This is a genomic window from Paenibacillus sp. AD87, assembly GCF_001659845.1.
GTDB lineage: Bacteria > Bacillota > Bacilli > Paenibacillales > Paenibacillaceae > Paenibacillus > Paenibacillus marchantiae.
In genome coordinates, this window is the sequence record NZ_LXQN01000007.1 from 814,827 (window position 1) to 827,409 (window position 12,583).

Annotated in this window: 14 protein-coding genes and 1 other annotated feature; of the genes, 13 read left to right on the forward strand and 1 reads right to left on the reverse strand. The window is 48.5% G+C overall.

Going from position 1 to position 12,583, the window contains the following annotated elements:
• Window positions 1–7: 7 nt before the first annotated feature.
• From gpAD87_RS03705 to leuS, 11 genes are all read left to right on the forward strand, one after another.
• Window positions 8–535, forward strand: a complete 528-nt coding sequence (locus tag gpAD87_RS03705; RefSeq protein WP_064636329.1) for a YqeG family HAD IIIA-type phosphatase — start codon at window positions 8–10, stop codon at window positions 533–535.
• Window positions 532–1,659 (forward strand): ribosome biogenesis GTPase YqeH, encoded by a 1,128-nt coding sequence (gene yqeH / locus gpAD87_RS03710; protein WP_024628522.1) that lies wholly within the window; start codon window positions 532–534, stop codon window positions 1,657–1,659. Before gpAD87_RS03705 ends, yqeH begins: the two co-directional genes overlap by 4 nt.
• A gap of 41 nt (window positions 1,660–1,700) precedes the next feature.
• Window positions 1,701–2,564 (forward strand): shikimate dehydrogenase, encoded by an 864-nt coding sequence (aroE, locus tag gpAD87_RS03715; protein ID WP_064636331.1) that lies wholly within the window; start codon window positions 1,701–1,703, stop codon window positions 2,562–2,564.
• Between the two features lie 88 nt (window positions 2,565–2,652).
• Window positions 2,653–2,946, forward strand: a complete 294-nt coding sequence (gene yhbY, locus gpAD87_RS03720) for a ribosome assembly RNA-binding protein YhbY (RefSeq protein ID WP_063567269.1) — start codon at window positions 2,653–2,655, stop codon at window positions 2,944–2,946.
• 15 nt (window positions 2,947–2,961) lie between these two features.
• The gene (locus gpAD87_RS03725; protein WP_063567270.1) at window positions 2,962–3,552 is read left to right on the forward strand and encodes a nicotinate-nucleotide adenylyltransferase; all 591 of its coding nucleotides are present in this window, start codon (window positions 2,962–2,964) and stop codon (window positions 3,550–3,552) included.
• Complete coding sequence (gene yqeK, locus gpAD87_RS03730) at window positions 3,536–4,102, forward strand: bis(5'-nucleosyl)-tetraphosphatase (symmetrical) YqeK (RefSeq protein WP_064636333.1); 567 nt, start codon at window positions 3,536–3,538, stop codon at window positions 4,100–4,102. The genes gpAD87_RS03725 and yqeK overlap by 17 nt, the downstream gene beginning before the upstream one ends.
• 22 nt (window positions 4,103–4,124) lie before the next feature.
• Window positions 4,125–4,472, forward strand: a complete 348-nt coding sequence (gene rsfS / locus gpAD87_RS03735) for a ribosome silencing factor (protein WP_024628517.1) — start codon at window positions 4,125–4,127, stop codon at window positions 4,470–4,472.
• Window positions 4,469–5,374: a CvfB family protein gene (locus gpAD87_RS03740; protein WP_064636335.1), complete on the forward strand. Its 906-nt coding sequence runs from the start codon at window positions 4,469–4,471 to the stop codon at window positions 5,372–5,374. The genes rsfS and gpAD87_RS03740 overlap by 4 nt, the downstream gene beginning before the upstream one ends.
• A 139-nt stretch (window positions 5,375–5,513) precedes the next feature.
• Window positions 5,514–6,284: a class I SAM-dependent DNA methyltransferase gene (locus gpAD87_RS03745; protein ID WP_064636336.1), complete on the forward strand. Its 771-nt coding sequence runs from the start codon at window positions 5,514–5,516 to the stop codon at window positions 6,282–6,284.
• A 176-nt stretch (window positions 6,285–6,460) separates the two neighbouring features.
• A complete protein-coding gene (locus gpAD87_RS03750; RefSeq protein ID WP_064636338.1) occupies window positions 6,461–7,417 on the forward strand; it encodes a phosphotransferase family protein in 957 nt (318 codons plus the stop codon).
• 98 nt (window positions 7,418–7,515) lie between these two features.
• Window positions 7,516–7,782: a binding site (T-box leader), on the forward strand.
• Between the two features lie 72 nt (window positions 7,783–7,854).
• Window positions 7,855–10,299 (forward strand): leucine--tRNA ligase, encoded by a 2,445-nt coding sequence (gene leuS / locus gpAD87_RS03755; RefSeq protein WP_064636341.1) that lies wholly within the window; start codon window positions 7,855–7,857, stop codon window positions 10,297–10,299.
• On the opposite strand, the gene comER is transcribed toward leuS, so the two are convergent.
• Window positions 10,280–11,125 (reverse strand): late competence protein ComER, encoded by an 846-nt coding sequence (gene comER, locus gpAD87_RS03760; protein ID WP_064636343.1) that lies wholly within the window; start codon window positions 11,123–11,125, stop codon window positions 10,280–10,282. The two genes, leuS and comER, sit on opposite strands and share 20 nt — an antisense overlap.
• 186 nt (window positions 11,126–11,311) lie before the next feature.
• Here comER and gpAD87_RS03765 point away from each other — a divergent pair, with 186 nt between their 5' ends.
• Entirely contained in the window at window positions 11,312–11,899 is a 588-nt protein-coding gene (locus tag gpAD87_RS03765; RefSeq protein WP_064636345.1) for a ComEA family DNA-binding protein, read from the forward strand.
• 95 nt (window positions 11,900–11,994) lie between these two features.
• Window positions 11,995–12,516, forward strand: coding sequence for a deoxycytidylate deaminase (locus gpAD87_RS03770; RefSeq protein ID WP_064636347.1), 522 nt, complete (start codon window positions 11,995–11,997; stop codon window positions 12,514–12,516).
• The last annotated feature ends 67 nt before the right edge of the window (window positions 12,517–12,583 follow it).

Below are 12,583 nucleotides of genomic sequence, written 5' to 3' on the forward strand. Positions count from 1 at the left end.
GACTTCTTTGTTTGAAATGTTAATGCCCAAGCTGCGTGTAGACACGGTTTTTGACATTAATCTGGAAGAGCTATACGCTCAAGGCTACCGTGGAATTATAACTGATCTGGACAATACACTCGTTGGGGCGAAAGCTCCTGATGCCACGCCCGAACTGATCGAGTGGTTCGCACGTGTCAAAGAGGCTGGTTTCCAGCTCATGATTGTGTCCAATAACAATTTGAATCGTGTATCCCTGTTTGCGACGCCACTGGATATCCAGTTTGTGCATAGTGCACGCAAACCATCGAATGTTCCGTTTCGTAGAGCAATGAAGATGATGGAGTTAACTCCTGAAAAAACGATTGTGGTAGGCGATCAGATGCTTACAGATGTCTATGGAGGGAATCGACTGGGACTCTATACGGTTCTGGTATTGCCGATCTCCATTGGGGATGAAGGCTTCATGACCCGCTTCAATCGGCGCGTGGAACGGATTGCTCTAACGAGTTTGCGCAAGAAAGGCTTATGGCTTGAGGAGGAAAAGAAGAAATGACAGAACCGCATAACGGCAATATTGCCGTAAGGTGCAGCGGATGCGGAGTGCATCTGCAAACGGAAAACCCGGAATTACCAGGATTCATCCCCGAAAAAGCGTTGGATCGTGAACCCGTCATTTGCCAGCGTTGTTTCCGTATTAAAAATTACAATGAGTCATCATCCGTTACAGTGGATCAGGACGAGTTCTTGGCCCTGCTCAGCAAAATCGGGGATAAGGATGCACTTGTCATCCATATCGTTGATCTGTTTGACTTTGATGGCAGTATCATCTCTGGTTTGCAGCGTTTTGTAGGCAACAATCCGGTATTGCTTGCCGTGAACAAAACGGACTTGCTTCCAAAAGTAACCAACTGGAACAAGGTTCGCAACTGGGTGCAAAAACAGGCCAAAGAACAAGGTTTGCGTACGGTAGATGTCGTTCTGTGCAGTGCGAAGCAAAATCAGGGCTTCGACCGACTGCTTGAGCTTGTCGGGACGTATCGCGGAGATCGTGACGTATATGTGGTTGGTGGTACTAATGTGGGCAAATCCACACTGATTAACCGTCTGATTCGTGATTACAGTGATCTCGAGCAGGAACTCACGACATCCCGTTATCCGGGGACGACGCTCGATATGGTTAATATTCCACTGGACGATGGAAAAGCTATTATTGATACACCGGGAATTGTATACCCTTGGCGTTTCAGTGAGATTGTGTCCCGTAAAGATCTGGCTGCCATTATGCCAGAAAAACCGCTTAAACCGGCTGTTTATCAGTTGAATTCTGGTCAGACGCTGTTCTTCGGCGGCATGGCTCGTTTTGACTTTGTAGAGGGAGATCGTCAGTCCTTCACTTGTTTTATCAGCACTGCACTTGATATTCACCGGACGAAGCTGGAACGTGCAGACGACTTGTATCGTGACCATCTGGGTGAGTTGCTGTCTCCACCAACGCGTGAAGATGCAGCGGATATGCCTGAATGGACCAGACATGAATTCCGTATCAAACGTGGCAGCCAGTCGGATGTATTCATTTCCGGACTGGGCTGGATTAAGGTTAACGGTGAGAATGGGGCGCTTGTAGCTGTTCATGCTCCAAAAGGTATTCGTGTACTGATCCGCCCATCCTTGATCTAATGTAATTACAGCAGCATTTTCACCAGATCGGAGGCGGAAGTATGTCGGAACAGAAAAAAACAAATCCTTCACTCCCTGTCCTGCTTGGCGTTATTGGTGATCCCATTGCACATTCCAAATCGCCTGCTATGCATAATGCGGCTCTGCAGGCTGCAGGAGTGAATGGAATGTATATGCCGCTGCATGTTCGTCCCGAGCAGCTGGAATCCGCCATTCGAGGCATTGTGGCGCTGGGGTACCGCGGTGTGAATGTAACCATTCCGCACAAAGAACAGGTGATGCAGTATCTTGATGTCATTGATGAAAGTGCACGCCTGATTGGCGCGGTGAACACCATTGTCAATGAAGAAGGCAAGCTGACAGGGTATAATACGGATGGCATCGGTTATGTGCGTTCCTTGAAGGAAGAAGCTGTTCCGGAACTCGCAGGTAAACGTATCGCTGTTCTGGGGGCTGGCGGAGCAGCGAGAGGTGTGATATACGCCCTTGCTTTGGAAAAGCCTGAACAGATTAGTATTCTTAACCGTACTGCCGACAGAGCCGTAGCCCTTGCTTCCGATCTGCGGGCTCATGGACTGGGCGACATCACGGGTAGTGGAATGGAAGAGGCTGCTGCGGTACTGGCTTCGGCAGATATCGTGATTAACACGACAGCCGCAGGCATGCATCCGCATGTAGATGACGTGCCTGTTGACCCTGCACTCATTCGAGCAGGTGCAGCAGTAAGCGACCTTATCTACAATCCGCTGGAAACACGCCTGCTTCGCGAGTCAAGGCAGCGTGGATGTACTGTGCATGGTGGTCTTGGTATGTTTATATACCAGGGTGCGGTAGCATTCGAGCACTGGCTCGGCATCCCGGCGCCCGTGGAGACGATGCGGCGAGCTGTGTTAGACAGTTTTTAATATTGTAAAAATATAATTGAACGGTCAGGCCCCGACAGTCATTGTGCTGTTGCTGAGGCTTGCTCACCATAAGGAGTATGGAGTATTCATGTTAAACGGTAAACAAAAGCGCTTTTTGCGTTCACAGGCACATCATCTGACCCCTGTATTTCAAATCGGCAAAGGGGGAACGAATGAGCACCTGTTCCGTCACATCGAAGATGCGATTGAGAAGCGCGAATTGATGAAAGTGCAAGTGCTCAACAACAATGACGAGGACAGAAAAGAGATGGCCGAAGAAGTTGCCCGTGAAACGGGTAGTGAGCTTGTACAAGTCATCGGTAACACAATCATCCTGTACAAAGAATCGCGCGATAACAAACAAATCGAACTACCTAGATAAGGGAGTGTGACGCGGGTGAAGATCGGTATCATGGGTGGTACGTTTGATCCGATCCACATGGGACACCTCCTGGCAGCTGAAGCGGCAAGGGATTCGCATGCACTGGATGAGATCTGGTTCATGCCTTCCCATGTTCCACCTCACAAACGCGGCGCCGGAGCTTCGGGACAGCAACGTCTCGAAATGACGGAAGCGGCTGTGAAAGGTGTGCAGCAATATGAGGTGCTGGGTATCGAGATGGAACTTGGCGGTGTGTCCTATACCATTGATACCATGAAGGAGCTTTGGCGCCGCTATCCGCAGCATGAATTTTACTTTATTGTTGGAGCGGATATGGTGAACTATCTTCCCAAATGGGAGCAGATCGAAGAGCTCGCCGAACGTTTAACCTTCATCGGTGTGGGAAGACCGGGATTCCAGTTACATCTGGATGACCTGCCGGACGCGTTGCAGGATCGGGTATTGTTGGCTGAGATGCCCCTAGTGGATATATCATCCACAGCCGTACGCAGACGTCTTGCCAAAGGTCATTCGGTACGTTTCATGATTCCTGATGAGGTGCACCAATACATTGTAAGGAGCGGTTTATATGGGACTAAGCCGTGACGAACTGATCCGCGCAGTTTCCGGTCAAATGCCGGAGAAGCGTTGGAAGCATACGCTGGGTGTCATGGAGTCGGCAGTGTTATTGGCTGAAAAATATGGTGCTGATCCTGTAACAGCGGATTTGGCAGCAATCTTGCATGATGTGGCCAAGTATTGGCCCGTATCTGAGATGGAAGCGGTCATCCGTGATAATGGTTTGAACGAAGAACTTTTGCAGCATGACAAGCAGCTCTGGCATTCCGAAGTGGGTGCTTTTGTTGCTGAACGTGACTACGGCATCGATGATGCCGAAATTATTAATGCTATTCGTTGGCATACCTCGGGTCGAGTGGGCATGAGCCTGCTGGATAAAGTGGTATGTCTTGCGGATTATATTGAACCGGGAAGAGACTTCCCGGGAGTAAATCATATTCGCGAACAGGCTGAGCTCAGTCTGGAAGAAGGTCTAATTGCCGGTTTTGACTCAACGATCAGCTTGTTGATCTCGCAGCGCCGTGTCATTTACCCTTTGACCATGTTGTCGCGGAATGACTTGATTGCACATTTATAGATTAGATTATGGAGGTTGGTTCATGACAGTATCATCGAAAGAACTTATGAATATGGCGGTTGCTGCCGCTGACGATAAAAAGGCATCTAACATTGTAGCACTGGATCTGATTAACATCTCGCTGGTAGCCGACTATTTTGTTATTTGTCACGGGAACTCCGATACTCAGGTACAGGCGATTGCAACAGAAATTCGCAAACAGGCGCATGCAGCCGGAGTGAACATCAAAGGCATCGAAGGTATGGATTCTGCACGTTGGGTATTGATGGATATGGGTGATGTGGTTGTTCATATCTTCCACCGCGACGAGCGTGAGTATTACAACATTGAACGACTGTGGTCTGATGCCAAAGTGGTGGAAACGGTATGAGTTTGATCGCAGGAACAGTCGTCAACTTGCCGGTTTCACGTGAAGTGTCTCCGTTTGGCTACTTTTTGACGACAGGATCGGAAGATGTACTGCTTCACTATACGGAGCTTACACGGGACGTTAAAATTGGAGAAACGCTGGAGGTCTTTCTGTTCTTTGATACGGAAGATCGCCTGGCGGCAACCATGAAAAAACCATATCTCACCCTTGGCGAAATGGCACGTCTGGTTGTGGCTGACATTCATCCACGCCTCGGCTGTTTCCTCGAGATGGGGCTTGGGCGGCAATTGCTGCTCCCGATTCGTGAATTGCCTGAGTTGGAAGAATTACGTCCTCATGTAGGCGATGAAGTTTTTGTCCTTATGGAGCATGACAAGCAAGGGCGTTTGCGTGCGAAATTGGCTGGAGAACGTGAGCTTGCACCATTGTCCTTCCATGCGCCAACCTCCTGGGTCAACGAATGGGTTGAAGCAACGGTGTACAAGCCACTTCAGATGGGTACTTTTGTACTTGTTGACGGTGGTGTGCTGGGCTTTGGCGCTATTGGCATGATTCATTCCTCGGAACGAAACCGTATGCTACGTCTAGGTGAAAAGGTGAAATGCCGGGTAACCATGGTACGTGAAGATGGACGTGTCAATCTGGCGATGTCTCCTCTCAAAGAGGTTGGTCGCAATGAAGATGCAGACAAACTGCTTGCTTTCATGAAAGATCGCCCTACGGGCGGCATGCCGTATTCGGATGCAACCCCGCCGGATATCATCAAGCAGCGTTTTGGTATCAGTAAATCCGCTTTCAAGCGGGCCTTGGGCAAACTGATGAAGGATGGTCTGGTAACTCAAAAGGAAAACTGGACCTATCTGACAGAGTCTGTACCTCAGGATCAGAACGAGGACAATTAGACAAATGGGTATCATGGATCAAGCATACGCTTGAATCCACAAGTAAAGGCAGGGCAAGGCTGGGTGAACTCCGGACGCCCCTGCTTTTTCTTTTGTTCAAAAGAGATTCGAAAATGAAATCGAAAGTGCGGTGCCTGACATGTCTTACCGGAAATTTGCCTATGTGTACGATGAATTAATGGAGGATATGCCTTATCCGGACTGGATAAGGTTTGCGAGAACGGCTTGGGAACGGCATGGCATGCCGAAAAGTGTGGCTGAACTGGGCTGTGGAACCGGCTCAATTACGATCCCACTGGTGAACTCCGGCTTTGAAGTTACAGGCATTGACCTGTCAGCGGACATGCTGTCTGTTGCACGCAGTAAAATGGAGGCCACGCCTCAAGGCCACCGCTTATATCGGGAAGGCAGTGTCCGCTGGGTGCAGCAGGATATGCGGGACTGGAGAGTACCGGAGCCTGTGGACTCGGTGATATCGTTCTGTGATTGCGTGAATTATCTGCTTGAAAAAGAGGATGTCGTTCGTACCTTTCAGCGTACTTACGAGATGCTAAAGCCGGAGGGCACATTCCTGTTCGATGTACATCATCCGAATACCCTTATTCGATACGAAGAGGAGCAACCATTTGTGTTGGACGAACGCTCCGTTTCGTATATTTGGACCTGTGATATGGATCATGAACGGTGTGAGATTGAGCATCATCTAAGTATCTTTTCGCGTGTGGCTGAGAGCGGCAAGGATATGTACCAACGGTTTGAAGAGGTTCATGTTCAGCGTGCGTATGATCCGGACTGGATGAAGCTGGAGCTCACGAAGGCTGGCTTCAGAGATGTACGTGTATATGCTGATTTTGAGTGGAAAGAGGCGGGAGAAGGCGCACAGCGTCTATTCTATGTAGCCGTGAAATAGGATTAAGATAAAGGACTGTCCTTATGATGTATAAGGGCAGTTCTTTGTTTATAAGAATGTTGTTTTTTATATGTAATAAAAGTTATTGCCAGTAGGGTTAAAGGAAGCCATAATAGTTGGGGAAAACGTTTTCTTTTAATAGAATCCTGAAAATTTAATTCCGGGTGGGGTGTAGAATGGAAAGTACATACAAAACAAGGCTGACTTCCGAACAATTAGACAGAATTGTGCAGCAGCACTTTAACACAGGTATCCAAGAATACAAAGAGATGATCGACGGCTGGGCAAACCACGCTTACTTTATCACCAAGAAAGACGGACAGAAGGTTGTACTCAAAATTGCTCCTTCTAATGGCATTAAGCTGATGCGCTGTGAACAGCAAGTTATGGTTGCTGAGGTTGAGGCACTACGACTTGTGGCAGAACTTCAGGATGTACCCGTTCCCCGGGTATTGGCCTACGATCCATCGCTCACCCTGGTTCCGGCAGAATATTTTATTATGGAATACATGCCAGGAACGCCGTATAACAAAGTCAAAGATCAGTACAGTGCAGAAGAGCAGGAATCCATAGAGCAGCAGCTGGGTGCCTACAATCGTCGGATCAATGAAATTAAAGGAGAGAAGTTTGGTTACTTTTCCTCAAAGAAATCGCATTATACAACGTGGAAAGAAGCTTTCCTGTGCCTAATGGATGATATGCTTGCAGATAGCAAGGCAGCGGGTGTTGAATTTTCGATTCGTTATGAGGAACTGGAGCGTTTGATTCAAGAAAAATCGGATGTGCTGGATGATGTCAAAGAGCCTGTGCTTGTACATTGGGATTTGTGGGATGGGAATGTATTTGTGGAGGCGGGGAAAATCACGGCCATTATCGATTTTGAACGTTCCCTTTGGGCAGATCCTCTAATGGAGCACTACTTCAGTCATTTTAATAATACACCAGGATTCCTCAAAGGATATGGAAGAGCAGTTACAACAGATAGCGAACGAAAAAGAAGAAGTTTATATGATCTGTACTTTGATCTGGCGCTGAGAATCGAGTGTCCGTATCGTCAATACGAGAACAAGGAACACATTCAGTGGACGATTGATAATCTAGAAGAAGGAATCAAGCGATTCCAGTCGTCTTAATGTGTATACTGATGCATAGCATTGCTTATACTCAACAGACAGTGTAATATTGACTTTAATGCTGCTTTTTTATATAATGTTTCCGATCATATCGTATACATATTTCGATGATAAGGATCAGTAGTGAATCCTGTACATGACAGAGAGCCGGCGCTTGGTGCAAGTCGGTTGACAGTATTTCACGAACTCGCCTTGGAGAAATGCGGTGATTACACATCTTGCAAACGACCGAAGTTACATTCGGGCTCAGGAATGGAAATCCGCATCGGTTAACCGCCGTTACAGGTCCAAAGGGAGTGGATGACGAAGCACGTTCGTCCGCTAACTAGGGTGGTACCACGGGAATTCAACCTCTCGTCCCTAGCGCTGCAAACGCTACGGGATGCTGAGGTTTTTTTGTTGCAATAAAAGCGAATAACCAAGAGGAGGAACAATAGATGAGTGACAATCAACAGCCGAAACACGGCTATAAGCCACAAGACATGGAGAAAAGTTGGCAGCAATACTGGGATGACAATAAAACGTTTAAAACGGGTGAGGACCCGGCTAAACCGAAGTTTTATGCCCTGGATATGTTTCCATATCCATCCGGCTCAGGCCTGCACGTAGGTCACCCGGAAGGATACACGGCAACGGATATCGTATCCCGTTTCAAACGTATGCGCGGTTTCAATGTATTGCATCCAATGGGTTGGGACGCTTTCGGCCTGCCTGCTGAGCAGCATGCATTGGATACTGGTGAGCATCCACGGGATATTACATTCCGCAATATTGACAATTTCCGTCGTCAGATCAAATCACTGGGTTTCTCATATGACTGGGATCGGGAGATCAGCACAACAGACCCTGACTATTACAAATGGACGCAATGGATCTTCATCCAGTTGTACAATAAAGGCCTGGCTTATGTAGATGAAGTGCCTGTGAACTGGTGTGAAGCTTTGGGAACGGTACTGGCGAACGAAGAAGTTATCGACGGTAAGAGTGAGCGTGGTGGACATCCGGTCGTTCGTAAACCGATGCGCCAATGGGTATTGAGAATTACGGAATATGCAGAGCGTTTGCTGGAAGACTTGGAAGAGCTGGACTGGTCGGAAAGTATCAAGGATATGCAGCGCAACTGGATCGGCAAATCGACCGGGGCGGAAGTTACTTTTGCCATTGAGGGTCATGAAGAAGTTATTAAAGTGTTTACGACACGTGCAGATACTTTGTTTGGTGCAAGTTATGCTGTATTGGCACCTGAGCATGAGCTGGTTGAAGTCATTACAACGGCTGAACAGCGTGAAGCAATCAAGGCATATCAGGAACAGGCTGCTCGCAAGAGTGATCTGGAACGTACTGATTTGGCTAAAGACAAAACGGGTGTGTTCACAGGAACTTATGCAATCAATCCGGTAAACGGAGCGAAGGTGCCAATCTGGATCGCCGATTATGTTCTGGCTGGATACGGCACAGGGGCGATCATGGCCGTTCCGGGACATGACGCTCGTGACTGGGAGTTTGCGAAACAGTTTGGTCTGGACATCATCGAGGTTGTACAGGGTGGCGACGTGACACAAGAAGCGTATTCCGGAGACGGACCGCATGTGAACTCCGATTTCCTGAACGGATTGAATAACGAAGAAGCGATTGCGAAAATGATCGCCTGGTTGGAAGAGAACGGTAAGGGACAAGGCAAGGTAACCTATCGTCTGCGCGATTGGCTGTTCAGCCGTCAGCGTTACTGGGGTGAACCAATCCCGATTCTGCATCTGGAAGACGGAACGATGAAGACGGTGCCAGAAGATCAACTTCCTTTGCTGCTGCCGGATATTGACCAGATCAAACCTTCGGGCACTGGAGAGTCACCACTGGCGAATGTTACGGAATGGGTTAACACCGTAGATCCGGAAACGGGAATGAAAGCACGTCGCGAGACGAACACAATGCCACAATGGGCTGGTAGCTGCTGGTATTACCTGCGCTTTATTGATCCACACAATGACAAGGAACTGATCTCTCAAGAGAAACAGCAGCAGTGGCTGCCGGTTGATCTGTACATCGGGGGAGCAGAGCACGCAGTGCTTCACTTGCTGTACGCTCGTTTCTGGCATAAAGTGCTGTATGATCTGGGTGTGGTGCATACCAAAGAGCCGTTCCACAAACTGGTCAACCAAGGGATGATCCTGGGAACCAACAATGAGAAGATGAGTAAATCCCGTGGTAATGTTATTAACCCGGATGAGATCGTCAATGAATTCGGTGCAGATACATTGCGTCTGTATGAAATGTTCATGGGGCCTCTGGAGGCGACAAAACCGTGGAACGCTAACGGGGTTGAGGGCATGCACCGCTTCCTGTCACGTGTATGGCGTCTGTTCATCAACGAAGATACAGGTGCAATCCATGACAAGATCACAGCAGATGTTGGAACCGATGAGTTCAAGCGCACTGCACACAAGACAATCAAAAAGGTTACAGAGGATATGGAACATCTGCGTTTCAACACAGCGATCAGCCAGCTGATGATCTTCATCAACGATGCATACAAAGCAGATACGCTGCCGCGAGAAGCCATGGAGAACTTTGTACAGCTGTTGTCACCGCTGGCACCGCATATGGCAGAGGAGCTGTGGAGCCGTCTCGGTCATGAAGGTGGAATCTCTTATGTAGCTTGGCCTGAGTATGATGAGTCCATGACGGTGGATGCCGAAGTGGAGATTGTTGTTCAAGTGAATGGCAAAATTGTAACCCGTGCTACGATCGCGAAGGATCTGGACGCACAGGGCATGCAGGACTTTACAATGGAACTGGCACCTGTGAAGCAGGCACTGGAAGGCAAGACCATTCGCAAGGTCATTGCCGTTCCAGGCAAACTCGTTAATATTGTTGCCGGTTAATCTCACCGGTTTTGAATAGTTCATCCAGCTTCAACAAATCTTCATCATATTTGTCGTGAGTCGTCTGGATCAGACTGTCAAAAACACCATTCAGACTTACCTTTAGCAGGGCAAGTGCCTGTGCGGTGATGCCGCCAGGTACAGCCACGCGAGCCTGAAGTTCTTGCGGGGTGTATCCTCCTTCGGTGAGCAGCTTGCCTGTTCCCAGGAGCATCTCGCCGGCAAGAGCGCAGGCGTCGGCTCGTTTGATGCCTGTAAGCTTGACGGCACTCTCGATCCATTGCTCCAGAAAGAACGATATGAATGCAGGTCCGCAGCTGGAGAAGTCGGATGTGATCCGGGTACAGGCTTCATCCACTTGATAGGGTCTGCCGATATGACTGAGCAGCCCTTCCAGCACCGCGCGGTCTTCGGTAGTCATTCGCTCACCGTGAATACACAGGGACGCTCCGCTGCCGACCTGGTGCGTAACGCTGGGGATAACTTTGGAGACTTTGCAAGGAAGTGAAGATTCCAGATGGCGCAGCTGCACGGGACTGGTGATCGAGACGATTATATGATTGGGATTCACGACAGGCAGGATGTCGTCAATGACATGTTTGAATTCAAGTGGCTTCACGCACAAAAAGATGATATTGCTGCGGATGACGGTTTCCCGGTTGCTCTGTGATTCATGCAGACCGGGGTAACGGAGGGATAACTGCCGTACTTTGGAAGGGGTTCTATTGCTGGCGGCGATCTGCCGTGGCTCAAGTGCACCGGATTGAATCAAGGCATAGATCAGCAGGCTGCCCATGCTGCCGGTTCCGATAAATCCAACCTTCATTGTTCAGGCCTCCTTTCATGCTTTACGGTAATGGCGCAGTTCTTTCCCTCTAGTGTATGCGTCAGGACCTGCTTCACATGACATGAAAATAGTACAGCTTGGTTTACCAGGCAAGTCCAACGGTTCGGAAGCACCGCCCGTGTTCAGAATAGATTTATTTTGAATCCAGGGAGAGGTGTGGAAGAGATGAGATGGAACAAGGGGATGACCATTGCTGCTGCGGTGGTCGGATGTATACTAATATTATGGTCGGGCAAAAGTGAACAGCCGCCTTCTGGCTGGGAACCTATGCAGCTCGCCACCGAGAAGCCGACGATAGAGCAGGAAACCCCTGCTGTACAGTCGGCTACTTTGGTTCAGGAACAAACGAAAGATTCCGATGCAGAACAGAGACCGTCAACAACAGAGGCCCCTGTAGAGACTAATCTGGTTGATGCCACAGCAGGGAAAGTGGTTGATCAGACAGTTGCAGTTAAGCAAACGGATACTCCTACTGATGGGACACAAACGAAATCCGAGGCAGCGGTTGTTTCAACAGACAATAACCAAGCAATGGTGAGCAATGAAGCTGTCGACAATGGTAAAATTAATGTCAATACAGCTCCGGCAGCGAAGCTTATGGACCTTCCTGGAATTGGGGAGAAAAAGGCGCAAGCCATTATTGATTATCGTAATTCGCATGGTCCTTTTACCAAAGTCAGCGATCTGACCAAAGTGAAAGGAATCGGAATGAAGATGCTAGAGAAAATGGCTCCTTATGTGCAGATCAGGTAATCACGCAATATTAAATATTAGGATATAAGTTGAATTGGAAATGACATAAGAACGTAGGATGGGTTCAACTTGTATCAGATGGGAGGGAAACGGTTATGAGCACAGCAGACGTACGCAAAGACTGGGATACGTATTTCATGGACATCGCATATATGGTCTCTACCCGTTCCCGCTGTTCACGCCGTCATGTTGGCGCCGTACTTGTGCAGGGAAAGAAACTGCTTGGAACAGCCTATAACGGTGCGCCCATGGGGGTTCCGGACTGCTCTGAAGCAGGATGCATGATCTCGGAAGAATATGAGCTGGTGGTAACCGACGGTCAGGAGGAAATGGTTAAAAAGCAACGCTGCATTCGTACTATTCATGCGGAGCAGAATTTGCTTTTGTTCACCGATCGAATTGACCGCGAAGGCTCTTCTGTATATGTCACGGATGAACCTTGCTGGACTTGCTCCAATATGCTCGCGAATAGCGGTATTACAGAAATCGTGTTTCATCGCCCATATCCCAAGGATACAGGTAAGGTTACAAACATGATGAAGCAAAAAGGCATTACGTTTCGTCAGCTGGAAAAATACCAGCCTCCACGTGAGACGATGATGACGGTAAGTGATTAGAACCAATATAATATTCAAATTAGCGGGGAAGAACCTCCGGTTGCTGTATCAGCTGCCGGGGGTTTTT

Excerpts from the sequence above, each read along its gene's own strand:
- yqeH (WP_024628522.1), top strand. The coding sequence starts at position 532 with ATGACAGAACCGCATAACGGCAATATTGCCGTAAGGTGCAGCGGATGC.
- aroE (WP_064636331.1), top strand. The coding sequence starts at position 1,701 with ATGTCGGAACAGAAAAAAACAAATCCTTCACTCCCTGTCCTGCTTGGC.
- yhbY (WP_063567269.1), top strand. The coding sequence starts at position 2,653 with ATGTTAAACGGTAAACAAAAGCGCTTTTTGCGTTCACAGGCACATCAT.
- yqeK (WP_064636333.1), top strand. The coding sequence starts at position 3,536 with ATGGGACTAAGCCGTGACGAACTGATCCGCGCAGTTTCCGGTCAAATG.
- rsfS (WP_024628517.1), top strand. The coding sequence starts at position 4,125 with ATGACAGTATCATCGAAAGAACTTATGAATATGGCGGTTGCTGCCGCT.
- gpAD87_RS03740 (WP_064636335.1), top strand. The coding sequence starts at position 4,469 with ATGAGTTTGATCGCAGGAACAGTCGTCAACTTGCCGGTTTCACGTGAA.
- gpAD87_RS03745 (WP_064636336.1), top strand. The coding sequence starts at position 5,514 with ATGTCTTACCGGAAATTTGCCTATGTGTACGATGAATTAATGGAGGAT.
- gpAD87_RS03750 (WP_064636338.1), top strand. The coding sequence starts at position 6,461 with ATGGAAAGTACATACAAAACAAGGCTGACTTCCGAACAATTAGACAGA.
- leuS (WP_064636341.1), top strand. The coding sequence starts at position 7,855 with ATGAGTGACAATCAACAGCCGAAACACGGCTATAAGCCACAAGACATG.
- comER (WP_064636343.1), bottom strand. The coding sequence starts at position 11,125 with ATGAAGGTTGGATTTATCGGAACCGGCAGCATGGGCAGCCTGCTGATC.
- gpAD87_RS03765 (WP_064636345.1), top strand. The coding sequence starts at position 11,312 with ATGAGATGGAACAAGGGGATGACCATTGCTGCTGCGGTGGTCGGATGT.
- gpAD87_RS03770 (WP_064636347.1), top strand. The coding sequence starts at position 11,995 with ATGAGCACAGCAGACGTACGCAAAGACTGGGATACGTATTTCATGGAC.